25 protein-coding genes are annotated in these 26,997 nt (G+C 55.6%); 10 read left to right on the top strand and 15 right to left on the bottom strand.

The window, feature by feature from the left end; translation table 11 throughout:
- Positions 1-36: 36 nt before the first annotated feature.
- From B1H58_RS18345 to astE, 5 genes are read left to right on the top strand one after another with little or no spacing between them, the layout of a single operon-like run.
- Positions 37-1,254 (top strand): bifunctional succinylornithine transaminase/acetylornithine transaminase, encoded by a 1,218-nt coding sequence (locus B1H58_RS18345; protein ID WP_085071877.1) that lies wholly within the window; start codon positions 37-39, stop codon positions 1,252-1,254.
- Positions 1,254-2,297, top strand: coding sequence for an arginine N-succinyltransferase (gene astA / locus B1H58_RS18340; protein ID WP_085071876.1), 1,044 nt, complete (start codon positions 1,254-1,256; stop codon positions 2,295-2,297). Before B1H58_RS18345 ends, astA begins: the two co-directional genes overlap by 1 nt.
- Positions 2,294-3,763, top strand: coding sequence for a succinylglutamate-semialdehyde dehydrogenase (gene astD, locus B1H58_RS18335; protein WP_085071875.1), 1,470 nt, complete (start codon positions 2,294-2,296; stop codon positions 3,761-3,763). Before astA ends, astD begins: the two co-directional genes overlap by 4 nt.
- A complete protein-coding gene (gene astB / locus B1H58_RS18330; RefSeq protein ID WP_085071874.1) occupies positions 3,760-5,091 on the top strand; it encodes an N-succinylarginine dihydrolase in 1,332 nt (443 codons plus the stop codon). Before astD ends, astB begins: the two co-directional genes overlap by 4 nt.
- A gap of 56 nt (positions 5,092-5,147) precedes the next feature.
- On the top strand, positions 5,148-6,161 hold the full coding sequence (astE, locus tag B1H58_RS18325; protein WP_085071873.1) for a succinylglutamate desuccinylase: 1,014 nt from the start codon (positions 5,148-5,150) through the stop codon (positions 6,159-6,161).
- A gap of 38 nt (positions 6,162-6,199) precedes the next feature.
- Here astE and B1H58_RS18320 read toward each other — a convergent pair whose 3' ends face one another.
- The gene (locus B1H58_RS18320) at positions 6,200-7,477 is read right to left on the bottom strand and encodes an MFS transporter (RefSeq protein ID WP_085071872.1); all 1,278 of its coding nucleotides are present in this window, start codon (positions 7,475-7,477) and stop codon (positions 6,200-6,202) included.
- Positions 7,470-8,624 carry a mandelate racemase/muconate lactonizing enzyme family protein gene (locus tag B1H58_RS18315; protein ID WP_085071871.1) on the bottom strand — a complete coding sequence of 385 codons (1,155 nt, stop codon included), beginning with the start codon at positions 8,622-8,624 and terminating at the stop codon, positions 7,470-7,472. The genes B1H58_RS18320 and B1H58_RS18315 overlap by 8 nt, the downstream gene beginning before the upstream one ends.
- 479 nt (positions 8,625-9,103) lie before the next feature.
- Between B1H58_RS18315 and spy the strand changes: the two genes are divergently transcribed.
- Positions 9,104-9,595 (top strand): ATP-independent periplasmic protein-refolding chaperone Spy, encoded by a 492-nt coding sequence (gene spy, locus B1H58_RS18310; protein ID WP_085071870.1) that lies wholly within the window; start codon positions 9,104-9,106, stop codon positions 9,593-9,595.
- 79 nt (positions 9,596-9,674) lie between these two features.
- Here the strand turns inward: spy and B1H58_RS18305 are convergent, their stop codons facing one another.
- The 4 genes from B1H58_RS18305 to B1H58_RS18290 all read right to left on the bottom strand — a co-directional run bounded on the left by B1H58_RS18305 (position 9,675) and on the right by B1H58_RS18290 (position 14,065).
- The gene (locus B1H58_RS18305; RefSeq protein WP_085071869.1) at positions 9,675-10,706 is read right to left on the bottom strand and encodes an SDR family oxidoreductase; all 1,032 of its coding nucleotides are present in this window, start codon (positions 10,704-10,706) and stop codon (positions 9,675-9,677) included.
- Between the two features lie 96 nt (positions 10,707-10,802).
- Positions 10,803-11,666: an excinuclease Cho gene (gene cho, locus B1H58_RS18300; RefSeq protein ID WP_085071868.1), complete on the bottom strand. Its 864-nt coding sequence runs from the start codon at positions 11,664-11,666 to the stop codon at positions 10,803-10,805.
- A 258-nt stretch (positions 11,667-11,924) separates the two neighbouring features.
- Positions 11,925-12,752 carry an ammonia-dependent NAD(+) synthetase gene (gene nadE, locus B1H58_RS18295; RefSeq protein WP_085071867.1) on the bottom strand — a complete coding sequence of 276 codons (828 nt, stop codon included), beginning with the start codon at positions 12,750-12,752 and terminating at the stop codon, positions 11,925-11,927.
- A gap of 122 nt (positions 12,753-12,874) precedes the next feature.
- On the bottom strand, positions 12,875-14,065 hold the full coding sequence (locus tag B1H58_RS18290) for a multidrug effflux MFS transporter (protein WP_085071866.1): 1,191 nt from the start codon (positions 14,063-14,065) through the stop codon (positions 12,875-12,877).
- Positions 14,066-14,341: 276 nt separating this feature from the next.
- Between B1H58_RS18290 and osmE the strand changes: the two genes are divergently transcribed.
- Positions 14,342-14,677 carry an osmotically-inducible lipoprotein OsmE gene (gene osmE, locus B1H58_RS18285; RefSeq protein WP_085071865.1) on the top strand — a complete coding sequence of 112 codons (336 nt, stop codon included), beginning with the start codon at positions 14,342-14,344 and terminating at the stop codon, positions 14,675-14,677.
- Positions 14,678-14,811: 134 nt separating this feature from the next.
- On the opposite strand, the gene B1H58_RS18280 is transcribed toward osmE, so the two are convergent.
- From B1H58_RS18280 to hxpB, 7 genes are all read right to left on the bottom strand, one after another.
- The gene (locus B1H58_RS18280; protein ID WP_085071864.1) at positions 14,812-15,198 is read right to left on the bottom strand and encodes a DUF6515 family protein; all 387 of its coding nucleotides are present in this window, start codon (positions 15,196-15,198) and stop codon (positions 14,812-14,814) included.
- 137 nt (positions 15,199-15,335) lie between these two features.
- On the bottom strand, positions 15,336-17,600 hold the full coding sequence (gene katE / locus B1H58_RS18275) for a catalase HPII (protein ID WP_085071863.1): 2,265 nt from the start codon (positions 17,598-17,600) through the stop codon (positions 15,336-15,338).
- Between the two features lie 228 nt (positions 17,601-17,828).
- Complete coding sequence (locus B1H58_RS18270) at positions 17,829-19,220, bottom strand: L-cystine transporter (RefSeq protein ID WP_085071862.1); 1,392 nt, start codon at positions 19,218-19,220, stop codon at positions 17,829-17,831.
- Between the two features lie 189 nt (positions 19,221-19,409).
- Positions 19,410-19,985, bottom strand: coding sequence for a metal-dependent hydrolase (locus B1H58_RS18265; protein WP_085071861.1), 576 nt, complete (start codon positions 19,983-19,985; stop codon positions 19,410-19,412).
- 124 nt (positions 19,986-20,109) lie between these two features.
- Complete coding sequence (gene kduD / locus B1H58_RS18260) at positions 20,110-20,871, bottom strand: 2-dehydro-3-deoxy-D-gluconate 5-dehydrogenase KduD (protein ID WP_085071860.1); 762 nt, start codon at positions 20,869-20,871, stop codon at positions 20,110-20,112.
- A 22-nt stretch (positions 20,872-20,893) separates the two neighbouring features.
- Positions 20,894-21,730, bottom strand: a complete 837-nt coding sequence (kduI, locus tag B1H58_RS18255; protein WP_085071859.1) for a 5-dehydro-4-deoxy-D-glucuronate isomerase — start codon at positions 21,728-21,730, stop codon at positions 20,894-20,896.
- Between the two features lie 252 nt (positions 21,731-21,982).
- Positions 21,983-22,654, bottom strand: a complete 672-nt coding sequence (hxpB, locus tag B1H58_RS18250; RefSeq protein ID WP_085071858.1) for a hexitol phosphatase HxpB — start codon at positions 22,652-22,654, stop codon at positions 21,983-21,985.
- 160 nt (positions 22,655-22,814) lie between these two features.
- Here hxpB and B1H58_RS18245 point away from each other — a divergent pair, with 160 nt between their 5' ends.
- Complete coding sequence (locus tag B1H58_RS18245) at positions 22,815-23,351, top strand: YniB family protein (RefSeq protein WP_085071857.1); 537 nt, start codon at positions 22,815-22,817, stop codon at positions 23,349-23,351.
- A 30-nt stretch (positions 23,352-23,381) separates the two neighbouring features.
- Here the strand turns inward: B1H58_RS18245 and B1H58_RS18240 are convergent, their stop codons facing one another.
- Complete coding sequence (locus tag B1H58_RS18240; protein WP_085071856.1) at positions 23,382-24,266, bottom strand: fructosamine kinase family protein; 885 nt, start codon at positions 24,264-24,266, stop codon at positions 23,382-23,384.
- Between the two features lie 75 nt (positions 24,267-24,341).
- On the bottom strand, positions 24,342-24,635 hold the full coding sequence (gene ghoS, locus B1H58_RS18235; RefSeq protein WP_085071855.1) for a type V toxin-antitoxin system endoribonuclease antitoxin GhoS: 294 nt from the start codon (positions 24,633-24,635) through the stop codon (positions 24,342-24,344).
- A gap of 202 nt (positions 24,636-24,837) precedes the next feature.
- On the opposite strand from ghoS, the gene B1H58_RS18230 reads away from it, so the two are divergent.
- Together B1H58_RS18230 and B1H58_RS18225 are read left to right on the top strand one after the other, a co-directional pair.
- Positions 24,838-25,932 carry an ABC transporter substrate-binding protein gene (locus tag B1H58_RS18230; RefSeq protein WP_085072364.1) on the top strand — a complete coding sequence of 365 codons (1,095 nt, stop codon included), beginning with the start codon at positions 24,838-24,840 and terminating at the stop codon, positions 25,930-25,932.
- Positions 25,933-26,200: 268 nt separating this feature from the next.
- Complete coding sequence (locus B1H58_RS18225; RefSeq protein WP_085071854.1) at positions 26,201-26,962, top strand: DUF481 domain-containing protein; 762 nt, start codon at positions 26,201-26,203, stop codon at positions 26,960-26,962.
- Positions 26,963-26,997 lie beyond the last annotated feature (35 nt).

Here is a 26,997-nt window from a genome sequence, read left to right as displayed (position 1 = left end):
TTTTGATTCACCCTCGGGTGATGCTATGAGGCCGCTATGCAACAGTCAGTTTCTCGTCAGGATTTCGATCGCTGGATGGTTCCCGCTTATTCTCCTGCCAGTTTTGTGCCGGATCGTGCGGAAGGCTCAATGCTGTGGGATCAAAACGGTAAGGAATATATCGATTTCGCCGGTGGTATTGCCGTTAATGCGCTGGGCCATGCGCATCCCGAACTTCAGCAGGCGCTGCAGCAGCAGGCGGCCAGACTCTGGCACACCGGCAACGGGTATACCAATGCACCAATTTTGCGTCTGGCGAAACAACTGATTGATGCCACTTTTGCCGAGCGGGTGTTTTTCTGCAATTCCGGAGCCGAGGCGAACGAAGCGGCGCTGAAGCTGGCGCGTAAGTATGCTCACGACCATTTTGGGCCGGAAAAAAGTCACATTATCGCTTTCAAAAATGCCTTTCATGGCCGCACGCTGTTTACCGTCTCGGCAGGCGGTCAGCCCGCCTATTCCAAAGATTTTGCGCCGCTGCCGGGCGGGATTGATCATGCGGTATTCAACGATCTTGCGTCGGTAGCGAGTCTGATTAATGACCACACCGCAGCGATCATCGTTGAGCCAATCCAGGGAGAAGGCGGCGTGCTGCCTGCCGAACCGGCTTTTCTGCGTGGGCTGCGCGAACTGTGCGATCGCCATAACGCGTTGCTGATTTTTGATGAAGTGCAGAGCGGCGTGGGCCGCACCGGCTCGCTTTACGCCTATATGCATTACGGCGTGACGCCGGATGTGCTGAGCACAGCCAAAGCGCTGGGCGGCGGTTTCCCGATTGGCGCAATGTTAACCACGGAGAAGCTGGGTGCGGCGCTGAACGTTGGCAGCCACGGCACCACCTATGGCGGTAACCCGCTGGCGGGCGCTGTTGGCGGCAAAGTCATGGAGCTGGTTAATCGTCCGGAGGTGCTGGAGGGCGTACATCTGCGCCATCGCTGGTTTACCGAGGGTTTGAACGCCATTAACCAGCGCCTGCATCTGTTTAAAGAGATCCGTGGGCTCGGCCTGCTGATTGGCTGCGTATTAAATGAAGACTTCAGCGGCAAGGCGAAACAGTTCAGCCTGGCGGCGGCGGAAGAGGGCGTGATGGTGCTGATTGCGGGCGCTAACGTGGTGCGCTTTGCGCCGTCACTGATTATCAGCGAGCAGGATGTTAAAGAGGGGCTGGCCCGCTTTGAACGCGCCTGCGAGTCGGTTATTAAAGGAGCGTCGTGATGATGTATATTCGCCCCGTAGAGCGTGACGATCTGCCGCAGTTGATGGCGCTGGCGGGTAAAACCGGCGGCGGTCTGACCTCGCTGCCCGCCGACAGCAAAACGCTGGCGGCGCGCATTGAGCGCTCGATCCAGACCTGGCAGGATATGCTGCCGCGCGCCCAGCAGGGCTACGTTTTTGTGCTGGCCGACAGCGACACCCACCAGGCCTGCGGTATTTGCGCCATTGAGGTGGCAGTAGGGCTGGAGGATCCCTGGTATAACTTCCGCGTCGGCACCCAGGTACACGCCTCGAAAGAGCTGGACGTTTATAACAGTCTTGCCACGCTGTCGCTGTGCAACGATCACACAGGCAGCAGCGAACTCTGTACGCTGTTTCTCGACCCTGAACGTCGCGACGGTAAAAACGGCTATCTGCTGTCAAAATCTCGCTTCTTGTTTATCGCCGCCTTCCGCGAACGTTTTATGGATAAAGTGGTGGCCGAAATGCGCGGCGTCAGCGATGAACAGGGGCGCTCGCCGTTCTGGGACAGCGTTGGCAGCCACTTTTTCTCTATGGACTTTACCCAGGCCGATTTTTTGAGCGGCACCGGGCAAAAAGCCTTTATCGCCGAGCTGATGCCCAAGCATCCTTTATATGTTCACTATCTGTCGGCAGAGGCGCAGGCGGTAATCGGGCAGGTTCATCCACACACTGCGCCGGCCCGCGCAGTGCTGGAGGCCGAGGGTTTCCGCTATCAAAATTATGTGGATATCTTTGACGGTGGCCCGACGCTGGAGTGCGACATTGAACATATCCGGGCGGTTCGCAAGAGCCGTTTGGTGACCGTCATGGCGATCGATCCGGAGGCGTCCGTTGCTGATACGTTGCCGCTCTGCCTGGTCAGCAACGATAACTATCATCATTATCGCGTTCTGCTGTTGCCCGCCGATCCCAACAGCGGTCAGATACGCGTTCCGGCCGCCGCCGCCGAAATTTTACGCTGTCAGCCCGGCGATACGTTGCGGGCCGTGCCACTTTGTAGCGAGGAGAAAAAAGCATGACGCACTGTATCAATGGAGAATGGCTGAGTGGCCAGGGTGAAAGCCTGAGTAAAAACGATCCGGTGGATGGCGCGCTGCTGTGGCAGGGCAACGCTGCTGATGAACAGCAGGTGGCCGCCGCCTGCGCTGCGGCACGCGCCGCGTTTCCCGCCTGGGCGCGCCAGCCGTTCGCTGCCCGTCAGGCAATTGCGGAAAATTTTGCGGCTCAGCTGGAACAGCACAAAAACGATCTGAGCGAAACCATCGCTCGTGAAACCGGCAAGCCGCGCTGGGAGGCGCTGACCGAAGTGCAGGCGATGATCAATAAAGTCGCCATCTCCGTTAAGGCTTACCATGAGCGTACCGGTACGCATCAGCAGGCGGAGAGTGCGCTACGCCATCGTCCGCATGGCGTGTTGGCAGTTTTCGGCCCTTACAACTTTCCCGGTCATCTGCCGAATGGGCATATCGTTCCTGCCTTGCTGGCAGGCAACAGCGTGGTGTTTAAGCCCAGCGAGCTGACGCCGCTGACCGCAGAAAAGACCATGCGACTGTGGCTGGAAGCGGGTATGCCGCCGGGCGTGCTGAACCTGGTGCAGGGCGCCCGAAGCGTTGGTCAGGCGCTGGCGCAGCAGCCGCAGATTGACGGCGTGCTGTTTACCGGTAGCGCCAGCACTGGCTATCAGCTGCATCGGCAGTTTGCCGGTCAGCCAGAAAAAATGCTGGCGCTGGAGATGGGCGGGAATAACGCCCTGATCGTAGAGGATGTGGCTGACATTGACGCGGCAGTGCATATTGCCGTGCAGTCCGCCTTCATTACCGCTGGCCAGCGCTGTACCTGCGCTCGTCGGCTGCTGGTGAAGCGCGGCGCGGAAGGCGACGCGTTCCTGCAACGTCTGGTGGAAGTGACGCAGCAGCTGCGCATCGGGCGCTGGAACGATGAGCCGCAGCCGTTTATGGGCAGCGTGATTTCGCCACAGGCCGCCGGACATATTTATCAGGAGTGGCAAAAGCGCATTGCGGCAGGCGGTAAGCCGTTGCTGAAAATGCGCTGGCCAGCGCGTGACAGCGCGCTGCTGACGCCGGGGATTATCGATCTCACCGGAGTCAGTAACGTGGCGGATGAAGAGGTGTTCGGACCGCTGCTGGCGGTGGTGCGCTACGACAGCTTTGAGCAGGCGATAGCGCTGGCGAACGCAACCCGCTACGGTCTGTCGTGCGGGCTGATCTCGCCGCAGCGTGAGAAATTTGACCAGCTGCTGATTGAGGCGCGCGCGGGCATTGTTAACTGGAACAAGCCGCTGACCGGTGCCGCCAGCACCGCGCCCTTTGGCGGTATTGGCGCATCCGGCAACCATCGCGCCAGCGCCTGGTACGCCGCTGACTACTGTGCCTGGCCGCTGGCTTCGCTGGAAACCCCCGATCTTACCCTGCCTGCGACGCTGTCGCCGGGTCTCGACTTCAGCCAGCCGGAGACGCGCTCATGAAAGCCAGAGAAGTGAATTTTGATGGGCTGGTGGGACTGACCCATCACTATGCGGGCCTGTCGTTTGGTAATGAAGCCTCCACCCGCCATCAGCATCAGGTCTCTAATCCTAAGCTGGCGGCGCAGCAGGGATTGCTGAAAATGAAGGCGCTGGCGGATGCCGGTTTCGCGCAGGGCGTGATCCCGCCGCACGAACGGCCCCATCTGCCGATGCTGCGTCGGCTGGGCTTTAGCGGCAGCGACGCGCAGGTGTTGGCTAAAGCAGCACGGCAGGCGCCGCAGCTGCTCTCGGCGGTGAGTTCCGCCTCTGCCATGTGGGTGGCGAATGCCGCCACGGTTTCGCCTTCTGCCGACAGCGCTGACGGCAAAACGCATTTCACCGTGGCGAACCTGAACAATAAATTTCACCGCGCCATTGAGTCGCAGACCACCGGCGCGCTGCTGCGCGCGATTTTCCGCGACGAGCGCTACTTCGCTCATCACTCTGCGCTGCCGCAGGTGGCGCTGCTGGGAGATGAGGGTGCTGCTAATCATAATCGCTTTGGCGGCGACTACGGTGAGCCGGGCTTGCAGCTGTTTGTCTATGGTCGCGAAGAGAGTCATGGCGGCCTGGTACCGGCGCGCTATCCAGCGCGCCAGACCCGGGAGGCCAGCGAGGCGGTGGCCAGGCTGCATCAGCTCGATCCGGCCCGCACGCTGTTTGTGCAGCAGAACCCGGCGGTAATCGATCAGGGCGTTTTCCATAATGATGTTATTGCCGTCAGTAACCAGCAGGTGCTGTTTTGCCATCAGCTGGCGTTTCTGCATCAGGATAAGCTGCTGACGGATTTAAGCGAAAGAGTGCCCGGCTTTACGCCAGTTATCGTGCCGGACAATCGCGTGTCGGTGACAGACGCGGTCGCCACATATCTGTTTAATAGTCAGCTACTGAGCCGGGACGATGGTACTATGCTGCTGGTACTGCCGCAGGAGGCACGTCAGCATAGCGGCGTCTGGCAATATCTCACGGAGCTGGTGGAGAGCGGCGGACCGATTCGCGAACTAAAAGTGTTCGATCTGCGCGAAAGCATGAACAATGGCGGCGGTCCGGCCTGTCTGCGTTTGCGCGTGGCGCTTAACGCTACCGAACAGCAGGCGGTTAACCCGGCGGTAATGATGAACGATCAACTGTTCGCCACGCTTAACCAGTGGGTCGATCGTCACTACCGCGATCGGCTTACCCAGGCCGATTTGGCCGATCCGCAATTACTGAACGAAGGGCGCGAAGCACTGGATGAGCTGACGCGTTTGCTAGACTTAGGAAGTGTTTATCCATTCCAGCAGGAATAAAGGCCCGACGGCGCGATGGTTTCGCGTCGTCGGTTTTCCGCGTCACAGGAGATTTCATGCAGGATTTGTTACAGCAAACGCTTTCCGGCAACCCGCCGACAATAACCAGTGGGACATTGCCAAATCTGCACTGGCGATGGCTGGATGAGGGGATCCTTGAGCTGACCCCGCTGGTACAGGCTCAACAGGCTGTGGTTATTTCAGCCGGTATTCATGGCAATGAGACCGCGCCGGTAGAGATCCTGAATGCAATAGTGACCCGGCTGTTACAGGGAGAATTACCGCTGACGGTGCGGCTGCTGGTCTTGCTCGGCAACCCGCCTGCGTTGCGCGCCGGAGAACGCTATCTGCGCTGCGATTTAAACCGGCTGTTCGGCGGACGCTGGCAGCAGTTTGAAAATTGTCCTGAAGCGCAGCGTGCTTTATGCCTGGAGCAGGCGCTGGAGACATTCTGGCAGGCCGGAGCGCATCAGGAGACGCGCTGGCATCTCGATCTGCATACCGCGATTCGCGACTCTTATCATACGCGCTTCGGCGTGTTGCCGTTCAGTACGCAGCCCTGGCCTGAGGCATTTTTGCACTGGCTGGCGGCGGCGGGCATGGAGGCGCTGGTGTTTCATCGCGCGCCAGGCGGCACCTTCAGCCATTACAGCAGCGAGCACTTTCAGGCTGCCAGCTGTACGCTGGAGCTGGGCAAGGCATTGCCGTTCGGTCATAACGATCTGGCGCAGTTTCAGGCAGCGCAGCAGGCGCTAACGTCATTGATCGCTGGCGTACCGCTGCCGGAAGCCACTGTGACACCGCGCCGTTATCGGGTAACGCAGCAGATAACACGTAACAGCGAACATTTTCAGCTGCACATGAACCCGCAGACGCTGAACTTCACCGCTTTTCCGCAGGGCACGCTGCTGGCGGAAGATGGCAAAACGCGTTATTTCGTGCAGCAGGCGCAAGAGTATGTTCTGTTTCCCAATCCCAATGTCGCCGCTGGCCTGCGTGCCGGTTTAATGCTGGTGGAAGATAATGCTCATAACGCGGCGCTGAGCGGTGACGCGGCGGCGCATAGATAGCCAAAGCGGCCCAGAATGACCGGGCCGTACATACCGCGCTACGCCAGTGCGCGTAGCCTTATTACGCTCTGTTGACGTACAAACAGCGCCAGCATCGCAATTCCGGTTAGCGCCAGCGCGCTGGCCAGCAGGAAGGCGGAAGAGTAGCCCCCGCCGAACTGGATCAGAAAGCCGGTGATCGCCGGAGAGAGGATCCCCGCCAGGTTTGCCAGCAAATGAACAAAGCCACCCGCCGTGCCGATGCGTTCCGCCGGAACAATATCCTGCAACAGTGACCAGCACGCCTGCGGCGTCATATAGGCAAACACGCTGGCGAGCGTGATCAACGCAACGGCGAAGATGATGTTGTCAGTCCAGGCGGTAAACATCACGCTGACTCCCGCAACCGCCAGCCCGGCAAAAATCACCAGCTTGCGTGACAACAGAAAATTCCCGGTGCGCCGATAGATAGCATCTGAAATCAACCCTCCGCCAATAAAGCCCGCCGTTGCGCCCAGCCACGGCAGAATGCCGATCAGACTCATGCTTTTAATATCCAGATGCTGGTAATCGGTCAGATAGCTCGGCAGCCAGGAGAGGAAAAAGAACTGGATATAGTTAAAGCAGAAAAAAGCGGCGGCCACGCCCAATACCGGTAGCGAGAACACGTAGCGCCAGATGCCTGCCGGACGGGTTCCTGCTTCAGCGATGCGGGTAGCGGGGCGGTGCGCTTTAATCAGATGACGTTCAGCGTCGCTAACGCGCGGATGATCTTCCGGCTTATCCCGGAACAGCCACAGCCAGAAGCCCAGCCAGACAAAACCCAGTAGCGCAATCGCCACAAAGGAGAGGCGCCAGCCGAAATGCAACCCCACCAGACCCACTATCGGAGCCGCCACCGCAGCGCCCAAAGGCTGCCCGGCATTGGTAAAACCCACCGCGCGGCCAGTTTCCTTACGTGGAAACCAGTTGGAGATCGATTTATTGGTGGTGGTGCCCATTGGACCTTCGCCAATCCCGAACAGCACACGCATAATCAGCAGATGGGTGAAGTTGCCCGCCAGCGCGGTAGCGCCGCAAAACAGTGACCAGACTGCTGCCGCCCAGCCAAATACCCGACGCGGTCCAAAGCGATCTGCTGCCCAGCCGCCTAAAAAACAGAACAGACAGTAGCCGATAAAAAAGCAGCTAAACAGAATGCCCATCTGCGCATCGTCAATATGCAGATCTTTTTTTACCAGCGGAGCCATAACCGATAAGGCTGCCCGATCGAGATAGTTCAACATTCCGGCAAAAAACAGAAGCAGAGCTACAACGCTGCGGTAATTTTTAAACATGACGGGTTCCCTCCATATCGATTTGCAAATGGCTGACAGTATGCTGTTTCATTACCTGTTCATCAGGCGTAAAGCCCAGCCCCGGCGCGTCCGGGAGCATCAAGGTCGGCGAAAATGCGAGCTGGGGATAGAGTGGGGAGGCGAAACGGATAAACGGCACTTCCAGCTGAACCTCGTCGGGTAGCGCTGCCACAATATGCGCCGTCGCCAGCAGCCCGGCGCCGTAATAAAAGCAGTGGGGAACGACCTTTACCTGATGCGTGTTCGCCCGTTTAATTACGCGCAGCAGCGCGCTAATGCCGCCTACTTTCGCCACGCTGGGCTGAGCCACATCGATGGCGGCGTTGTCAAACAGCTCGGTGAACCCCCACTCGCCGCAGGCATTCTCTCCTGCGGCGATCGGCGTTCCCGCACTGCGCACCGCTGCCAGACCATGCGCATCCTCCGGTGGCCAGACCGGCTCTTCCAGCCAGCCCAGCTTCAGCTCCGTTAGTTGAGCCGCACGCAGGCTGGCTTCTTCCACCGTCCAGGGGCAGTTCACATCCACCATCAGCGTCGCCTCTGGCGGCAGGGCTGCGCGGGCTGCTGCAATCGCCGCATACTCAGTTTCATGCAGCTTCAGGGTACGGAATCCCGCCTGCCAGGCGCGCATGACCTGACGGGCAACCTCTTCCGGCTGGTTGTTATAGCTGACCAGGCTGGCATAGAGACCAATTTGCTGACGGCGGGCCCCCAGCAGCTGCCACAGCGGTTGAGCAAGCTGCTGTCCCAGCAGATCCCATAGCGCGATATCGATGGCTGACAGGCCAAAGCGCACCGGCCCGCCACGACCAAAGCCATGCAGCGCTTTTTCCGCCTCTGCCATTAGCGCCTCCAGCGCGGCGCGGCTCTGTGGAACCGGTTTGCCTAAAAAGCAGGGGATCACCAGCTGCTGTAGAGCCTGAAGCGTCACCGGGTTGGCAAGATGGCCAAAAGCCTCGCCCCAGCCATGGATGCCGCTGCTGGTTTCTATGCGCACCAGCAGCGTTTCCATCTGTTTAAGAGCCGGCGAGGCGGCGTTCCATGCGGTTTCCTGCTCTGTCGCCGTTGGGCGATCGCTGTCAAAAGGGAGGCTGAGGCGTATTACCTCAATGCTTGTTATTTTCATGCCATACACCTTAAAAGTAGGGAAATAAGAGAGAGAGGCTTTTTGAAGTATTTTTCAGCATTAACTGGAATTAACCGACAATAGTATAAAAAACAGGCGGGGCGGGGGCACTGTACAGGCGCATAAAGTTAAGGTGGGGAAACGGCATATCTTTTGGCAAATGAATAAGCGCTCGCGCGGCAGCTCACAAAAACAGCGCAGGAGAAGAATTCCTCTCGCAGGCGTTAACTTTTTCTTTCCTCTATTCTGTGCTCAGGGTTACACTTCTCCACGATTTCCTCTTTTTTCCGCATAGTGTCATATTCTTTTGCAATTCTTCACCCTAATCTTCTTATTCTCTCCAGGATTGCTGCATATTTATCTTCTATGCTTTCAGGGCTTTACTCAGACTCTGAGTACTTGACGTTTGGTGTCGTAGACTCATTTCCGTAGCAGCGACATCAGCTGTCGTCATAAAACTGATAAGTAAGGACAATACAATGCGTAAACTCACCTCTATTTTGGTAGCATCGGCTCTGGCTTTCGGTGCGGCGAGCGTTGCTCACGCAGCAGATAACATCACCCCGCCGCCAGCAGGCAGCGAGCAGGCGATGCATCATAAAGGTCCGATGGGACATGGCCCGATGGGGATGTTCAAAAACCTGAACCTGACGGATGCGCAGAAACAGCAGATGCGTGACATCATGAAAGATGCCCGCAAAGATATGAAACGTCCGTCACTGGAAGAGCGCCGCGCTAATCACGCGATTATCGCCGCCGATAGTTTCGACCGCAGCAAAGCGGAAGCGCAGGCTGAGAAAATGACCGCCAATGCGAAAGAAAACGCTCTGGCGATGATGGAAACGCAGAACAAACTCTATAACGTACTGACGCCGGAACAGAAAAAGCAGTACAACGCTAATTTTGAGAAACGTCTGACTGAAAAGCCGATGCGTGACGGTAAGATGACTCCACCGCCAGCTGACGAATAATCGTCGCGCGGGATAATTTCTGAGACCGCCGACGTTGTCCATGGCCCTGCGCCGTGGGCAGCGTCGGCGGTTTTTTTTATCAGAAGGTGCCGGTGCCGCCGTCAGAGCACCAGACCTGACCTGAAGAAAAGCTGCTTTCCGCTGAGGCCAGCGTGACATAGAGCGGGGCGATCTCAACCGGCTGCCCTGGCCGACCAAACGGCGCTTCCTCGCCAAATTTCATCACTTTTTCCATCGGCTGACCGCCGCTGGATTGTAACGGCGTCCAGTAAGGACCCGGCGCAACGGCATTGACCCGAATCCCTTTTTCTGCTACCTGTTTTGCCAGTGCTTTGGTAAAGGCAATAATCGCTGCTTTGGTTTGCGCGTAGTCCAGCAGAATGGCGCTGGGTTTGCCCGCCTGGACCGAAGAAGTATTGACGATGGCTGAACCCGGCTTCAGATGCGCCATCGCCGCTTTGGTGATCCAGAACATCGCATAGACGTTGGTTTTGAAGGTTTTGTCGAACGACTCGGTGGTCAAATCGGTAATCGACTCCACATACTGCTGTCGGCCAGCATTGTTAACCAGGATGTCCAGTCCGCCAAGCTGCGTTGCCGCATCGTTAACCAGTTTCTGACAAAAAGCCTCATCGGTAATATCGCCAGGGATAGCAACCGCTTTACGACCCGCCGCCTGGATCAGATCGATGACCTCTTTGGCATCCGACTCTTCTTCCGGCAGATAGTTAATTGCGACATCGGCACCTTCACGCGCGTAGGCAATCGCCACGGCGCGGCCAATACCGGAATCGCCGCCGGTGATCAGCGCTTTGCGGCCGGTGAGACGTCCGCTGCCACGGTAGCTTTCTTCACCGTGATCGGGGCGCGGCACCATCTTACTGGCCAGGCCCGGCGGATCCTGCGGCTGGCGTTCAAAAGGGGGTTTGGGAAAAGCGTCGAGCGGATTTTTACCGGTTAGCGGCGGAACGTTATTTGAGGCTGCACCGGCGCTACCGCTTTCCGCTGCGCTGGCGCTGCCTGCTACAGCCATACCGGTAACCGCCATGCTGCCCACCAGGCCGCCAACCACCTGGCGACGAGAAAACTTACTGTGATCGTGTTGAGACATATGTTCTCCTTTCCATCAGTAAAGTGTCTAATAAACGGCGACACAACTGATTAAAAGGTAGACGCAAATCACAGTTCATGCGAAGCGGTGCCGGGATCAGAGCGGGATAATTGGATATTTTCCGCTCAGCATCGGGCGGCAAAGATATTTGTAGCCGTCATTATCAAAGCCCTTTGGCGGACTGGTGAGACTTTTCGCCTCGTCGAGGTGGCTGACGGAACCAAGGTAAAACCAGTTATGGATAATGTGCATCTGCGTTTCCTGTGGGCCTTGCTCCACCAGCGCGACGGCGCCCGGCCACGGCCAGCACACTACGCGGACTTTCTCCAGCGCGGCCAGCAATCGCTGATGGTGATCGCTCACCGGCTCTTTGCCGCAGCAGGCGCCAGCACAGCGTTTCAGGCTGGCACGGAAACAGGCGCGGTTTTTACTGTGGCTTTCCAGCCCCAGCAGGCCATAGCAGAGCTGATGTTCATCGGCGACAGACTTGAGCGTCTCCTGCGCCGCGCGGCGGCTGGAATAAAGCCCAAACAGGTTAGGTGAGGCGGAGAAATCGAGATCGCGCGCATAAACAATGGCGGGCTGAGAGATGCCGTCCCACTGAAGCGAACAGAGCTGCCGGTTGCGCCGCAGTCGTTTGTTGAACAACGGCTGCTGGTTTTTGATCATTTGCGCTTCCAGCAGCAGCGCCCCCAGTTCGCCGGCGGTGGTTATCCAGCTCAGACGGCGCGTCAGGCGCAGCATTTTTGCCTCATCCGGCGTGCGGAAATGTGACATTACCCGCGTACGCAAGTTAATGCTTTTGCCGATATAGAGCGGCATAACGTCGCTGTCGCCGTGAAACGTATAGACGCCGGGCAGCTTAGGAATGTCGGCCAGGAATGAGCGAAGATGATCGGGATATTCATAAATGGCCGCCGCTTCAAATTCAAGGCGGTGGCTGGCAGCACGTCTTACCACAGGTGACTCCGTTTACTGGTTGCATATCCAGTCTATCAGCCGGGGCGGAAATTGAACAGTGCAAAAAAACGGCGCATTGCAGGCTCTATCATCGTCCGGAGAAGGGGGAAAGATTGAGCCACTTGCGCATATCGCAAAAATAACGGGTATCCTGGCCGGGAAAAAGGAAGTGACGAAAAGGCTGAGCGGGGCGGAAAGAGCGTAAGCCAAAAGAGAGGAAGCGAGCAGGCCACACGCGGCAGTCTGCCCGCAGAGCGATTATTTTTTCCAGTAATCGTCAAAAACGGTGACCGGCAGGCGACGCTTATGCTCGGTTTTCAGATACCAGCCTTCTATAGTTTTGGCGGCAGATTCATCGATCTGCTGGCCTTCAAGATAGGCATCGATTTGACCATAGCTAACGCCCAGCGCCACTTCATCCAGCAGGCCCGGACGATTGTCTTCCAGATCCGCCGTTGGGTGTTTGAGATAGAGGTGCTGTGGGCAGCCCAGCTCTTTCAGCAGCATTTTACCCTGGCCTTTGGTCAGGCGGTGCAGCGGGTTAATATCGGTGCCGCCGTCGCCATATTTGGTAAAGAAGCCGGTAACCGCTTCAGCCGCATGGTCGGTACCCACTACCAGGCCCTGGGTCATGCCGGCGATGCTGTACTGCGCTTTCATACGTTCGCGCGCTTTTTCATTGCCGCGCACAAAATCGCTAAGCTCGATACCTGCCTCTTTCAGCGCTCGCTCGCTGGCCTGCACCGCTTCTTTGATGTTTACCACCAGCGTACGATCGGGCTTAATAAAATCGAGCGCATCCTGACAATCTTTTTCATCCGCCTGTACGCCATACGGCAGACGCACGGCAATAAACTGATAGTCGCTGTTACCGGTTTCTTCGCGCAGTTCGCTGATAGCCAGCTGGCTCAATTTGCCGCAGAGGGTAGAATCCTGACCGCCGCTGATGCCCAGCACCAGAGTTTTTAAAAAGGGATGGGCTTTCAGATAGGATTTCAAAAACTCAACGCTGGTGCGGATTTCCTCTCTGGCATCGATCGTTGGCCTGACATCCAGCGCCTTAATTATTTCCTGCTGCAGTGACATAAACCACTCCTTAAATCAGTAGCCTGATGGCTCGTTGCGAATGCGTATCCTGTTAAAGCTAACGTGCATCAGGCAAAACGACAAGCGGGTTTGCGCCTGAGAAATGTTCAGGCGCGGTTAATTCAGACAGTTTGCGGTTTTTTTGCCAGCAGGATGAAGGTTGTGATTGCCAACACGTAGCAGCCAAAGATAGTAAAGGTCATGGTTAACACCGAGGTGCCGCCCAGGCCGGTAACCGGCACGCTGATCGCCCCGAGGGTAAACATGGTGACGCCAATCACCGCCGAGGCGCTGCCTGCGCGTTTGCCCTGGCTTTGCATCGCCAGCGATGCAGCGGTAACGGAGATGACGCCATTGCTGGCCACGGTAAAGAACAATGCGACCAGCACCAGCGGCAGCGCTGCGCCGGTGAGGCCGGTTAAAACCAGACTGGTGGACGCAATAAATGCCAGCGTCAGTCCGCCTTTCAGCACGCGATATTCACCCCATAGCGGACAGAGGCGGGCGCTGGTTTGTGATGCGATAATCAGCCCCAGTCCGTTCAGCGCAAAGCAGAAGCTGAATGCCTGTGGCGACAGGCCGTAGATCTGCTGAAGGACAAAAGGTGACGCGCCGATATAAGCAAACATCCCGGACATCATAAACCCCTGCGTCAGGCAAAAACCCATAAAGGGACGATGGGTTACCACTTTGCCCAGGGCTCCCCAGGCAGAGAGCAGGGAGCCCTGGCTGCGTTGCCCGGGCGGCAGGGTTTCATGCAGCTTAACGCGCACCATAATCAGCAGCAGCAGCGGGATTAGCGCCAGCACCATAAATAGCCCGCGCCAGTCAAGGAAAGCCATCAACGCGCCGCCCATCACCGGTGCGGCAATCGGGGCCAGACCATTCACCAGCATCAGCAGAGCGAAAAAACGCGTTAAATCGTGTCCGCTATACATGTCGCGAGCGATAGCGCGTGACAGTACCGCGCCGCCAGCGCCAGCCAGCCCTTCAAACAGGCGCGCCAGTAATAACTGATCGATGTTTTGCGCCAGCGCGCAGCCCACCGAAGCAATAATCAACAGGATCAGCGACAGATTCAGCGGTCGCAGACGGCCCATTTTATCGCTGAGCGGGCCAAACAGTAACTGTCCTACGCCCAGTCCAAGCAGACCGGCGGTGAGGCTTAGCTGCGCGGTAGCAGTGGGCGTGTTCAGGTCTGCAGCCAGGTCAGGCAACGCTGGCAGATAAAGATCGATGCATAGCGGCCCTAACGCCGCCAGCAGGCCAAGGCTTATCGCATAGCCAATAGGGTTACGATGGGTTGAAGTCATGTTGCTTTTTTTCTCCCTGTCTAAAACGGTGTGGAGCATTTATTGCGCAGTTCTCTGCGGGCTGCATTATCACTGCGGGGGCAGGCGGCGCGATTATACGGTTTTACGCCTGGTTTCCCCACGGTTTCGCCTGGCAATGATTTCCCCGGGCAATGACCCTTGCGCAACGCTAAATAAGAGTCGGCTGAAAACCAACAAATCTACGGCATAAATTTGATAAATCAGTAGTTATGTTCCAGGATTACTTCACATGGACAATAAATGAGGAACATAAAGATGAAAAAACTCACAGGATTTATTGGTGCTGCAGTGGCTTTAGCGGTGTTGTCTGGCTGTACCGCTTACGATCGTGCTGAAAGTTTCGTTACTCAGCCCGTCGTAAAGGATGTGAAAAAAGGCATGACGCGTGAACAGGTTCGTCAGGTAGCTGGCCCGGCATCCACTGAAATCACCATGGTACACGCGCGCGGTACCTGTCAGACTTATGTACTGGGCGAGCGTGACGGCAAACCGCAGACCTATTTTGTCAGCTATAACGACACGGGTCGCGTGATGAACTACGGCTTCCAGAGCTGTAAAGAGTACGATACCGACCCGCAGGCCAATCAGTAAGATCTGAACGAAATTAGCAGAGGCGGCCTGAAAAGGCCGCCTCTGCTGTTTCTGCTTTCTGTGTAGAACGATGGCTGTTCCATCAGACAGGGCCGCTGCACAACAGGCTTTCCTGTGTCCCATATTATCCCAGCCTATAGCCCCGGCGGACGCGGTACCTCAAGATATTCCCCATTAATATTGCGTTCATAGTAATGCCCATCCTGCACATAATAGCGTCGCCCGTTGTAGTCAAGCGCATGCATGCTGTTATCGAGCGTAACGCGTTCTGCAGGCGGTTTTACCACCACGTAGGTTTCTCCCTGGCGTTGGTAATAGGTGCCGTTGAGTAAGTAGTAAGTGAGGCCGCCAATCAACACGGCGGTTGCCGCCTCTGGCAGGAAGCGGAAGGGGGCCGGACGTCCCCAGCCGGGACCGTCGCCGCCATGGTGCCAGCCCGGGCCTGGTTCGCCTGGATGGGCAAGGGCGATAACCGGTGTGGTTAGCGTCAGGGCAAGTAGCGATGCGATAACCTTTTTCATGATAATTCTCCTGCATTAACTCACAGCAGAATTGACCTGAACGCGGGAAAAAACAAGCGGGAAAAGGGCGATTTAGCGCATGGTTACTATGCTTAACGCTTTCTTAACGTGGCGGGCTAAATAGCCCGCCAACGGCATCAGGCCGGTACGCTTAGCGCTTTCTGGCTGCGAGACCAGATGCGGTGCGCGCCGAGGAAAGCGATAAACTCGCTCATCAGTACTCCTTCGGCTTTCACATCCTCAACCAGCCCTTCTTCAGGCTCATCGTCGCCCAGACCAAACTGCGCTTTGAAACGGCGTGCATCGCCGCTCAGGCCGATAACCTTCAGATGTTTATAGGCCTCCAGCAGATAATAGCGTGCATCGCCGCTCAGCAGCAGCGCATCAATATTACCGTCCGGCACAATCACCGCATCCACCGTAACCGAAGGCAGGCCGCTAAAGGTGCCGTCAATCGGCAGGCTGGAGCCATCATCGGCGCGCACCTGTCCCATATGCGAGGCCAAAAGCCTGGCGTGCACGCCGTGCGCTTTCAGCTCCTGCAAAATTGCCAGCACGTCGGCCGCTTTCACGCCGTCGCTCACCAACAGAGCAACCTGACGGCCTTTGATATTGCCGTTCGAGATGGCATACAGGCTCAGGCTGGCATCCTTTTTCAGGCCGTTAACATCTTTAGGCGGCGCGGTATGCAGCTTCTCATCCGACAGCGCAATGCCCAGATTCTGCGCCACGCCATGCGCCAGCGACACATCAATATGCAGCAAATGATCCACGACGCGCTCGCGAATATAGGCACGGGCAACTTTACCCAGCTCGAAAGAGAAGGCTTCAATAATATGCTGCTGCTCAATAGGCGTCTGGCTTAGCCAGAACAGACGCGGCTGGGAATAGTATTCGCCGAACGACGGGCTGCGCTCGCGTACCTTGTGGCCTTCGATGCGTTCCTGATAACTTTCAAAACCGCCACGACGCGGCTGCGGCGGCGTTTCGCGCGGCCAGTTATCGTTGATAGAATTCGGTTCATAGTTCGCTGGATTAGTATCAATATCCATGCGATGCATGCCCTGACGCTGGAAGTTATGGTAAGGGCAGACCGGGCGGTTAATAGGGATCTCATGGAAATTCGGACCGCCGAGGCGACTGATTTGCGTATCGGTATAGGAAAAGAGGCGCCCCTGCAGCAGCGGATCGTTAGTAAAGTCGAGTCCTGGCACAATATGGCCCGGATGGAAGGCAACCTGCTCGGTTTCGGCAAAGAAATTATCCGGGTTGCGGTTCAGCACCATTTTACCGATCAGCTCTACCGGCACCAATTCTTCAGGGATCAGCTTGGTGGCATCCAGCAGATCAAAATCAAACTTAAATTCGTCCGCTTCCGGGATCAGCTGCACGCCGAGTTCATATTCCGGATAATCGCCCGCCTCAATCGCTTCCCATAGATCGCGGCGATGGAAATCAGGGTCGCGGCCGGTCAGCTTTTGCGCCTCGTCCCACAGCAGCGACGCTTTGCCTGCCACCGGCTTCCAGTGGAAACGGACAAAGGTTGCTTTACCTTCTGCGTTAATCATGCGGAAAGTATGAATGCCAAATCCTTCCATGGTGCGATAGCTGCGCGGAATACCGCGATCGGACATCGCCCACATCACGTTATGCAACGTTTCCGGCTGCAGCGAAACGTAATCCCAGAAGGTATCGTGCGCGCTTTGTCCCTGCGGGATTTCATTATGCGGTTCGGGTTTCACCGCATGGACAAAGTCAGGAAATTTATGCGCGTCCTGAATAAAGAATACCGGCGTATTATTGCCCACCAGGTCAAACACGCCTTCCTGCGTATAAAATTTGGTGGCGAAGCCGCGAATATCCCGCACGGTATCGGCGGAACCGGCGCCGCCCTGAACCGTGGAGAAACGGACAAAGACCGGGGTGGCCTGACTGGGATCGCGCAGGAAATCCGCTTTGGTGATGTCGCTCATGGAGCGATAGGGATGGAAATAGCCGTGCGCAGCTGAACCGCGCGCATGCACGATACGCTCGGGAATGCGTTCATGGTCAAAATGCGTGATTTTTTCACGCATAATGAAATCTTCCAGCAGCGTCGGGCCGCGCGTTCCCGCCTTCAGTGAGTTTTGATCGTTGGCGATGCGCGTGCCCTGATTGGTGGTCAGCGGAAAGTTCTCACCGCCTTTGCGGTGCGCGTCCAGTTGATCGAGTTTGGCGTTACGCGTGTTGGGCGACTTGAGGCTTCCCGGCGCGGTAGGCTGTTTGCCTGGCGGCGTCGGTTCGGAAGAGGGTTGATGCGATCCATCCGCTGGGGCTAAAGAATCCAGACCTGGCCTGGCAGATTCGGGGCCTGTAGCCGGTGCGCTGTGGCTCAGCTCCTTATTATCGGTTTCTTTCGACATTAGCATTGCTCCTGTTGATGTCGTTTAAGGCTCCATTAACTATAGAACAGCACATTAGGTACGCCTGGAATTTCCGGGATTTTGTGTTATAGCGCATTAAGGCGGTTGAAAAGAAAGCGTCGCCAGGCAAGCCGCAGAGAAAAAATAAGGGCCAGAAAATCCGGCCCTTATGGGGTTTGTCCGACCTGAACGCTGCAGGCTCAGGTCGACTGTCAGGGGACAGCGGCGTTAGCGATGTGCCAGTTCGCTATGATCGTCGCTATTAAGCAGCGCCTTGTCTGTCTGGCGCAGCCAGCGGCTGGTGAGGGAACCGGCCGTCATTGAACCATTAACATTCAGCGCGGTGCGGCCCATATCAATCAGCGGCTCGATAGAGATAAGCAGGGCAACCAGCGTAACCGGAAGCCCCATCGCCGGCAGCACCAGCAGCGCGGCAAAGGTTGCACCGCCACCGACGCCCGCCACACCGGCTGAGCTCAGCGTCACGATACCGACCAGCGTAGCGATCCATACCGGATCCAGCGGGTTGATGCCCATTGTCGGCGCAACCATTACTGCCAGCATAGTAGGATAAAGACCGGCGCAGCCGTTCTGTCCGATAGTGGCACCGAATGAGGCGGAGAAGCTGGCGATAGATTCCGGCACGCCGAGACGCTGGGTCTGTGCTTCCACGTTAAGCGGTATAGAAGCGGCACTGGAGCGGCTGGTAAAGGCAAAGGTGATCACCGGCCATACCTTACGGAAAAAGCGCAGCGGATTAATACCGTTAACCGACAGCAGCAGGGCATGTACGCCAAACATAATCGCCAGGCCCAGATATGAGGCCACCACAAAGCCGCCGAGCTTGATAATATCCTGCAGGTTAGAGCTGGCGACCACCTTGGTCATCAGCGCCAGCACGCCATATGGCGTCAGCTTCATGATCAGGCGAACCAGCTTCATTACCCACAGCTGTAAAACCTCAATCGCTTTCAGGACGCGCTCACCTTTTTCCCGGTCATCCTTTAACAACTGCAAAGCGGCAACGCCAAGGAAAGCGGCAAAGATTACCACGCTGATAATGGAGGTGGGGTTAGCACCGGCCAGATCGGCAAAGGGATTTTTCGGAATAAAAGAGAGCAGCATTTGCGGCGCGCTGAGATCGGCGACTTTACCCGCATAGTTAGACTGAATGGCCGACAGACGAGCCGTTTCCTGCGCGCCCTGCACCAGACCTTCGGCGGTCAGGCCAAACAGGGTAGTGACAAATACCCCGACCAGCGCCGCGATAGCGGTAGTAAACAGCAGGACGCCAATGGTCAGCACGCTGATTTTCCCCAGTGAGGAAGCGTTATGTAAACGCGCCACGGCGCTGAGAATAGAGACAAATACCAGCGGCATCACGATCATCTGCAGTAGCTGAACGTAACCGTTGCCTACCACGTTAAACCAGCTAATCGACTCTTTCAGTACCGCTGCGTTGTCTCCATAGATCAGATGCAGCGCCAGGCCAAACAGCACACCAATGACCAGACCAACTAATACTTTTTTCGACAGGCTCCAGCCCTGGCGGCCAAGCCGGGATAACACCACCAGCAGGACGATAAACGTCAAAATATTCAAAATAAGCGGAACATTCATTTTTTTTCTCCATGAGATTACCCCACCGCCGCGTTAAAACGCAGCCTGTGGGGCAGGAAGAAGTGTTTTTATCGGCGCAGTGTGTTGCGCAATGGCGAAATGGTATCAGGTCAGCACCTGACGCTATTAGATCCGAATGGAATGGGTTATAACTTTTTGTCTGATTTTGTATGCAAATGCAGCAGGCGCTTAGTTCAGCAGACGATCGATGCCCGTCTGCACATTATTCATTACGCGGGCAGGCCAGCCGTCCGCACCGAACTGGGGCATGCCTGGCGGAAACCATAACGCCCCGGCAACCAGCGCCAGACAGAACAGGCGTTCCAGCTGGTTGCCTGATTTAGTGTTTAATAGCGGCAGTCGAAAGCGCCAGCGGCATGGCCACAACAGCGGCACGCCAGCGGGCGTGAGCATATCAGCCGCAATATGACTGAGATAGCCTAATACCATGCCGTGCATGGCATCGCCCGGCAACGGCGAACCGTGCGGCAGATTAAACTGTAGCAGCACGATGCCGCCCAGCACCGCCAGCAAACTATGGGTAAAGCCACGATGCCCGAACGCCCGCGCAATGGGCTGGGAAATCCAGCGAAAACGCTGCCCAAGGGTTGAGCGGGGATGATCGATATCAGGCAGCAGGCAGGTCAGCAGTACCGCCGGAATAATGTGCCACCAGTCGCCGTTAGCCAGCTCTGGCGTAAGCTCAGCGCGCTTGGCAAAAATAGCGCTGGCAATGGCGAAAATAACGTGGCCTTCGGCCGTCATGGAGATAACCTGGATACATAACTGTCAATCTATCCAGTATAGGGGATTTATACAGTAGAAGGGAAGTTGTGACGCTGTAACCAAAAGTGAATACCGGACAGAGCCAGGCCCTGTCCGGTAACCATTAGCGTGCCAGCCAGCCGCCGTCGACCGCCAGCGTATAGCCGTTAACATAATCAGAAGCGGATGAAGCCAGGAACACTACCGGCCCCATCATATCGTCCGGTTTACCCCAGCGTCCGGCCGGAATACGGCCAAGAATTTCCTGACTGCGATCTTCATCGTTACGCAGCTGCTCGGTGTTGTTGGTTGCCATATAGCCCGGGGCGATGGCGTTAACATTAATGTTATGTGCCGCCCACTCATTGGCCATCAACCGCGTCAGGCCCATTACCGCGCTTTTAGACGCAGTATAGGATGGCACCCGAATTCCGCCCTGGAAAGAGAGCATGGAGGCGATATTGATGATTTTGCCGCCGTTGCCCTGACTGATAAACTGACGCGCCACCGCCTGCGAGAGGAAGAATACCGTTTTGCTGTTGATATTCATCACGTCATCCCAGTTCTGCTCGCTGAATTCAATCGCATCCTGGCGGCGAATAATACCGGCGTTATTAACTAAAATATCGATGCGACCAAAGGCGGCAACCGCTTGTTGCACCACTTGCGGGATGCAGCTGCTGTCCATCAGGTCGGCATTGATGTTGATAAAGCGGCGGCCGGTAGCTTCCACCAGCGAGGGAGTGTCATCCGCGCCAGAGTGGTTAACGCCGACGATATCACAGCCCGCCTGCGCCAGCCCCACAGCCATTCCCTGACCCAGACCCGTATTACAGCCGGTAATCAGCGCCACTTTTCCTTCGAGATTAAATGCATTCAGTATCATTTTTTGCTTCCTGTAATCGTCGTTAACGCAGTTCACTGACTTTGACGTGATCCATATCGTCAAAGACCTGATTTTCACCCACCATGCCCCAGATAAAGGTATAGCGTTTGGTGCCGACGCCGGCGTGAATCGACCAGCTCGGCGAAATTACCGCCTGCTCGTTATGCACCAGCAGATGACGCGTTTCCTGCGGCTGGCCCATCATATGAAACACGGCGGTTTCCTCATCCATATCGAAGTAAAAGTAAACTTCCATACGGCGTTCATGGGTATGGCAGGGCATGGTGTTCCACAGGCTGCCTTCTTCGAGTTTGGTCAGGCCCATGGTGAGCTGGCAGGTTGGCAACACATCCGGCACGATAAATTTATTAATGGTGCGGCGGTTGCTGGTGGCGGGATCGCCCAGCGTGGCAGACGAGGCCTCTTCCAGGGTGATTTTTTTATCCGGGTAACGCATATGGGCCGGGGCACTGTTGTAATAAAATTTCGCGGGCTGGCTGGCATCTACGCTTTTAAACACCACCGACTGCGCGCCCATGCCGACATAGAGCGCCTGCTGATTGCCGATCTCCCAGGCTTTGCCATCAACTTCAATCAGGCCCGGCCCGCCAATATTGATCACGCCCAGTTCGCGGCGCTCCAGAAAATAACTCACACCCAGTTGCTTGCCCACTTCGCTGCCGATGGTGACGCTTTCACGCACCGGCATTACGCCGCCAACGATAATGCGGTCAATATGGCTGTAGGTCATGGTGTAGTTGTCAGCCGTGAATATGTTCTCAATAAGAAATTCGCGGCGTAAGCCAGCCGTATCAAGCTGACGGGCATGGTCACTGTGGATGCTTTGACGAACTTGCATGTCGATGCCTCTCTGAGGTTAAAACCCATAAATCAGGAATACGCTTGTCGTTAACAGAATCATAGGCAGGTCGGCATACGAATTCAATAAAAATGAAATGCTGTTTTATTTATTTTGCACGTCGGATCATATTTGCGGAAAAAAACAGTGGGGATAAAGCAGGGCGTGGCGGCGCCCGGAGACCAACAGCAGAGTCAAAGAGGCAGGCAGCAAAGGGAATAGCCTGCCTGCAACGCGCAGGCAGGGTAAAAGTCAGTAGCCCTTTAACTGCTGGGCTGTGAGTTGTAACAGCGAATCCAGCTTAACGTCCGCCAGCGCCCAACGCGCATCGCTGCGATATTCAGCTGCGGGAACCACCACTGAACGCATACGCGCCGCTTTAGTGGCAATCATGCCGTTAAAGGAATCTTCCAGCGTGACGCAGTTTAACGGATCCACACCGAGACGTGCTGCGGCATCCAGATAGACCTGCGGATGCGGTTTGCTGTAGGGCAGCGCCTCGGCGGAGACCAGCACCTCGAAATAGTCGCGCAGATTAAACAGCGCCAGCACTTTTTCCAGCATATGCAACGGTGAGGCGGAAGCCAGACCGATTCTTAAACCTTCAGACCGACAGAGCTGTAGCGCCTGCTCCACGCCCGGCAGCAGCGGTTTTTTCTCTTCCACCAGATTGATGGCGCGGGTAATGATGCGGTCGGCAACCTCCTGCTGGCTGGGGCCATTCCACGGCAGCGTTTCGTACCACATGCGCACCACCTGATCGATACGCAGGCCCAGCGTATCCGGCAGTTCGCTACGACGCGACAGATCAACATCCAGCGTGGCGAATACATCCATTTCCGCCTGATCCCATAAGGGTTCAGAATCAATCAGCAAGCCGTCCATATCAAATATCGCGGCCAGTACAGGTCGGGTGTAGGTCATACAAGGCTCCATTTTCACATTTTGTCTTTAACATAGCATGAAGCTTTCCAGCAGGCATGGCGGGACTCACAGGACAAAATAGTTAGCAGCGCTTTTTTCCAGGCACTTTTCCCTGACAGCAGGTAGACTTACTGCCAGACAACAGGTGCAAGGAGAAACCATGACTTATCAACAGGCTGGCCGTGTTGCCATTATCAAACGCGTGGCTGGCTGGATTATTTTTCTACCGGCGCTGATTTCCACGTTGGTATCGCTAATGAATTTTATGTTCACGCACAGCGAAAAGCGGCCCGGCATTGATGCGGTGCTGCTCGATTTTATTCACGTAATGATCGATATGATCCGTTTCAATACGCCGTTTCTTGGCTTTTTCTGGCGTAATTCTCCGGTGCCCGACTTTAATGCGGGTGGCAATATCGGTTTCTGGCTTATCTATATCCTGATCTTTGTGGGTCTGGCGCTGCGGGCATCGGGCGCACGTATGTGGCGGCAGTCGCGCCATATAAAAGAAGGGATCGAAGATATGCTGATCCTGGAACAGGTAAAAGGCGAGGAAGGACGCAGCCGACAGCAGCTGGAGGAGAAAATCATGGTGCCGCGGCATACTATTTTCCTGCAAATCTTCCCGCTCTATGTGTTGCCGATCGTTATCGCCCTGGCAGGCTACTTTGTGCTGTCACTAACCGGTTTTATCTGAACAGCGTAACGGGCCTGAACAATGATCGCTTCAGGCCCGATTTTTCTGCTGTTCATCCCGTTCCAGCAGCAGGCCCACCGCGCGTTGCGCCTCGTTCAGCCAGGCACCGCCAAACACATTGGCGCGGTTGAGCAAGTAATAAAGCTGATAAACCGGCTGACGCAGCAGATAATCCTCCGGCAGCGGCCATTCCGACTGATAACCTGCCAGAATTTTTTCCGGAAAAACGGGATAGTGGGAAAGCATCGCCAGATCGCATTCACGATCGCCCCAGTAGCAGGCGGGATCATAGATCCACGCTCCGCTTTCGCTGCCCGCGCAGTTAGTGGGCCATAAATCGCCATGCAACAGCGAGGGCTGAGGATGATGAGTCGCCAGCGCGCGCTGAACGCAATCGATAATCAACTCGGTATTACCGTACAAAATGCCTTTTTCCGCTGCCAGCTGAAGCTGCCAGCCGATCCGCTGCTCGGAAAAGAAGCGTGACCAGCGACGCACCCAGACATTGGGCTGAGGCGTAGTGGTAATATTATTGTCGAAATCAAGACCGAAATGTGGCTGTTCGCTCCACTGATGCAGGCGGGCAAGCTGCTGCCCCAGCTGAAAGGCGCTGGCTTCATCCAGCGGACGCGGCTGAATATATTCCAGAAGCAGAAAACTGTAATCGCGATCGCTGCCGATGCCATACACTTTCGGCACGCGTACCGTCTGGCTGCGTGCCAGCAGCGCCAGCTGATCCGCTTCGGCAGTAAAGGCGCTCAGCATCTCCTGCGTATTGCACTTCATAAAGAGTTGATGTTCGCCATAGCGAATTTGCCAGGCAGCATGAACTTCACCGGCAGGCAGCTCCGTGCGCTGGGTAATTTCCGCGTGTCCTAATTGTTCACTCAACAGACGACTTATGGCTGACCACATGGGGCTATCCTCATTTTCGCTGTGTCATGAAAGAGCATAAAAATCGGCGCCAACGCGCAGATCGCTCTTCAGGCGTCAAGGGCGGTTCTGCTGGATATAATCCACAAAGGTTTGTACCTCCACCTCCGGCTCACTCTCCAGAGCGATTTCGCCAATGCTGATGGCCTGCTGACGGATCTCATCGGCGCTTTTAGCGCTGACGATGCCGTAACTGTTGGTACCCAGCTCGTGCGTATGGCCCTCATCATCCTGCAGGGTAGCGCTAAAACCGCTGTTAGTCATCGCGCTGTTGAGTTCAAGACCGGCAGTCAGCCCCTTGTCCTGGTAACGAAAGGTAACAACATAACGGGTCACACTTGATGGGCTCATATTCACCTCGTTGTTCCCGAAAGAATTTTCAGCTTAGACCATCACAGCCAAAGCGGCGAACCAGTAACAAAACAGGTTTGATAATGCGATTAATTATCATTATTATTATGGCACTAACCTTTTGAATAATAGTTGAACAGGCACCGTCTGTGACAAGGAGAACGATGTGCATCGCGCAATAAAATTTTCTGCCTCGGTTGTTATGCTGGCGGCTTCCGCATCTGCCGTAGCAACCACTTATCCCATTACCCTGACCGATTTCGATGGGCAGAAAATCACCCTGGCTAAGGAGCCGCAGCGAATCGTGGTTCAGGACGGACGCGATATTCTGGCGCTGGCGCTGCTGGATCGCGCGGATCCTTTTCAGCGTGTCGTGGCCTGGAATAACCTGTTAAAGAAAAGCGACGGGCAAACCTGGCAACTGATGCTGGGCAAATGGCCGCAGGCGGAGCAGATTACCGATATGGGCTTCAGCGATAAGGGCGAGGTAAATCTTGAAAGCGTTATCGCCAAGCGGCCAGATTTAATGATTGCACAGCTGCGCTCAAAACCGTCGTTAACCCAGACCGGCGTGCTGGCAAAGCTTAAGCAGTTGAATATTCCCGTGCTGTTTATTGATACTTTTAAAGACCCGGTAAAGGATGCGCCAGCCAGCGTAACGCTGTTGGGTGAGGCGCTTAATCGTGAGCAGGAAGCGCAGCAGTACACCGATTTTTATCAGCAGCACTACCAGGCAATTCAGGATAAGGTGCGGACGGTTTCCCCGAAACCGCGCGTCTTTATTGAAGCCAAAGCCGGGCTGGCCGGGCTGGAATCCTGCTGTTATACCCACGGCCATGTTGGCTGGGGTTCTATGGTGGAAGCGGTCGGCGCGACCAATATCGGCTCTGAGCTGCTGCCGGGTGCAACCGGCGAGGTATCACTTGAGAAGGTGATCGCCATAAAGCCGGACGCCTATATCGTGTCGGGTTCACAGTGGGCAAGCAAAAATAATGCGGCCGTGCCGTTTGGCTATGGCGTAACGCAGCAGCAGGTTGATGCGGCATTTAATAGAATGAAACAGCGCCCGGGCTTTGCACAGTTACAGCCAGTGAAAGAAGGGCATTTTTATGGGGTTTATCATAATTTCTATAATCACCCATGGAATATTGTGGGTATTGAATATCTGGCGAAATTTATTTATCCCCGGTCGTTCGATCAGCTTGATCCTGCTAACAGCTGGCATGAAATCGTCACGCGTTTTACTACCATCCCGGAAGGCCAGGGCGTATTAGGCTCGGCAGCTCCACAAAAGTAACTGCGGTTTTAAGCACGCTGCCGGCGTGCTTTTCTTTGATTTATAAAGGGAAAAAATATTTTTTCCACCGTGCTGCGTTTCGCCTGATTACCCTTTATAATGCGCGCCGTTAATAAGAAAAATCCAATTCATGACATCTTTTCCTTTGGATGCTTAGGTATTCGCGCTATTTAACGCCTGTTTACAAAATTTACGGTAAATGACGTTGATTGCAGCGTAAAACTCTTCAGACTCTCCCTTTTTTAAACTGTCGTACGGATCACAATAAATGAATTTGCTTAATAAGTTTTCTGCCGCGCTATTACTTTCTGCGGGCGCTTTGTGTCATCAGGCCATGGCTGATAACACCGTATTTACCGTTATGGACGATCCCTCTACCGCTAAAAAAACCTTTGAAGGCAATGCGGCGGCGGGGTATTTAGCACAGACCGGAAACACCAAAAGTTCTTCATTAACCGCCCAGACCAATATGACGTGGTATCAGCCGAATACCGCGTACAGCCTGTGGGGCAACGCAGCCAACACGTCTTCTAACGATGAGCGTTCTTCCGAAACCTATCAGGTAGGTGGACGTACACGTTATAACATGACCGACCATGACTATCTGTTCGGTCAGGCCAGCTGGCTTAGCGATCGTTTTAACGGCTATGATTCGCGTGATGTGCTGGCTGCCGGTTACGGTCGTCAAATCCTGAACGGCCCGGTGCATTCGCTGCGTGTGGAATTTGGTCCGGGCGTACGCTATGACGATTTCCATGATGGCGGATATGAAACGCAGGGACTGGGCTACGGTGCGATGAGCTATCAGTGGCAGATGACCGATACCACCAAATTTATTCAGGGTGCCTCGGTGTTGAGCAGCTTTAATGACAACACCACGGTTAACTCTGAGACCGGCCTGCAGGTGGCAATTAACGCGCACTTTGCATTGAAGCTGACCTATAACGTGACCTGGAATAACAACCCGCCAGAGTCTGCGCCGGATCATACCGATACCAAAACGCAAGTTCTGCTTTCCTACGCCATGTAATAATAAGGGCTGCCGTGTGGCAGCCCTTATTGCTT

The organism is Pantoea alhagi, from assembly GCF_002101395.1.
Lineage (GTDB): Bacteria > Pseudomonadota > Gammaproteobacteria > Enterobacterales > Enterobacteriaceae > Mixta > Mixta alhagi.
Note: the sequence above shows the minus strand (reverse complement) of the source record. Positions and strands in the feature narration are given on the sequence as shown.

Coding starts and splice junctions, on each gene's coding strand:
- katE (WP_085071863.1), bottom strand. CDS start 17,600: ATGTCGAAAGAAACCGATAATAAGGAGCTGAGCCACAGCGCACCGGCT.
- B1H58_RS18230 (WP_085072364.1), top strand. CDS start 24,838: ATGCTGGCGGCTTCCGCATCTGCCGTAGCAACCACTTATCCCATTACC.
- B1H58_RS18240 (WP_085071856.1), bottom strand. CDS start 24,266: ATGTGGTCAGCCATAAGTCGTCTGTTGAGTGAACAATTAGGACACGCG.
- B1H58_RS18305 (WP_085071869.1), bottom strand. CDS start 10,706: ATGTCTCAACACGATCACAGTAAGTTTTCTCGTCGCCAGGTGGTTGGC.
- ghoS (WP_085071855.1), bottom strand. CDS start 24,635: ATGAGCCCATCAAGTGTGACCCGTTATGTTGTTACCTTTCGTTACCAG.
- B1H58_RS18280 (WP_085071864.1), bottom strand. CDS start 15,198: ATGAAAAAGGTTATCGCATCGCTACTTGCCCTGACGCTAACCACACCG.
- spy (WP_085071870.1), top strand. CDS start 9,104: ATGCGTAAACTCACCTCTATTTTGGTAGCATCGGCTCTGGCTTTCGGT.
- kduI (WP_085071859.1), bottom strand. CDS start 21,730: ATGCAAGTTCGTCAAAGCATCCACAGTGACCATGCCCGTCAGCTTGAT.
- B1H58_RS18320 (WP_085071872.1), bottom strand. CDS start 7,477: ATGTTTAAAAATTACCGCAGCGTTGTAGCTCTGCTTCTGTTTTTTGCC.
- astB (WP_085071874.1), top strand. CDS start 3,760: ATGAAAGCCAGAGAAGTGAATTTTGATGGGCTGGTGGGACTGACCCAT.
- B1H58_RS18265 (WP_085071861.1), bottom strand. CDS start 19,985: ATGACGGCCGAAGGCCACGTTATTTTCGCCATTGCCAGCGCTATTTTT.
- B1H58_RS18245 (WP_085071857.1), top strand. CDS start 22,815: ATGACTTATCAACAGGCTGGCCGTGTTGCCATTATCAAACGCGTGGCT.
- kduD (WP_085071860.1), bottom strand. CDS start 20,871: ATGATACTGAATGCATTTAATCTCGAAGGAAAAGTGGCGCTGATTACC.
- B1H58_RS18270 (WP_085071862.1), bottom strand. CDS start 19,220: ATGAATGTTCCGCTTATTTTGAATATTTTGACGTTTATCGTCCTGCTG.
- B1H58_RS18290 (WP_085071866.1), bottom strand. CDS start 14,065: ATGACTTCAACCCATCGTAACCCTATTGGCTATGCGATAAGCCTTGGC.
- osmE (WP_085071865.1), top strand. CDS start 14,342: ATGAAAAAACTCACAGGATTTATTGGTGCTGCAGTGGCTTTAGCGGTG.
- B1H58_RS18315 (WP_085071871.1), bottom strand. CDS start 8,624: ATGAAAATAACAAGCATTGAGGTAATACGCCTCAGCCTCCCTTTTGAC.
- astD (WP_085071875.1), top strand. CDS start 2,294: ATGACGCACTGTATCAATGGAGAATGGCTGAGTGGCCAGGGTGAAAGC.
- B1H58_RS18225 (WP_085071854.1), top strand. CDS start 26,201: ATGAATTTGCTTAATAAGTTTTCTGCCGCGCTATTACTTTCTGCGGGC.
- astE (WP_085071873.1), top strand. CDS start 5,148: ATGCAGGATTTGTTACAGCAAACGCTTTCCGGCAACCCGCCGACAATA.
- hxpB (WP_085071858.1), bottom strand. CDS start 22,654: ATGACCTACACCCGACCTGTACTGGCCGCGATATTTGATATGGACGGC.
- B1H58_RS18345 (WP_085071877.1), top strand. CDS start 37: ATGCAACAGTCAGTTTCTCGTCAGGATTTCGATCGCTGGATGGTTCCC.
- astA (WP_085071876.1), top strand. CDS start 1,254: ATGATGTATATTCGCCCCGTAGAGCGTGACGATCTGCCGCAGTTGATG.
- nadE (WP_085071867.1), bottom strand. CDS start 12,752: ATGTCACTGCAGCAGGAAATAATTAAGGCGCTGGATGTCAGGCCAACG.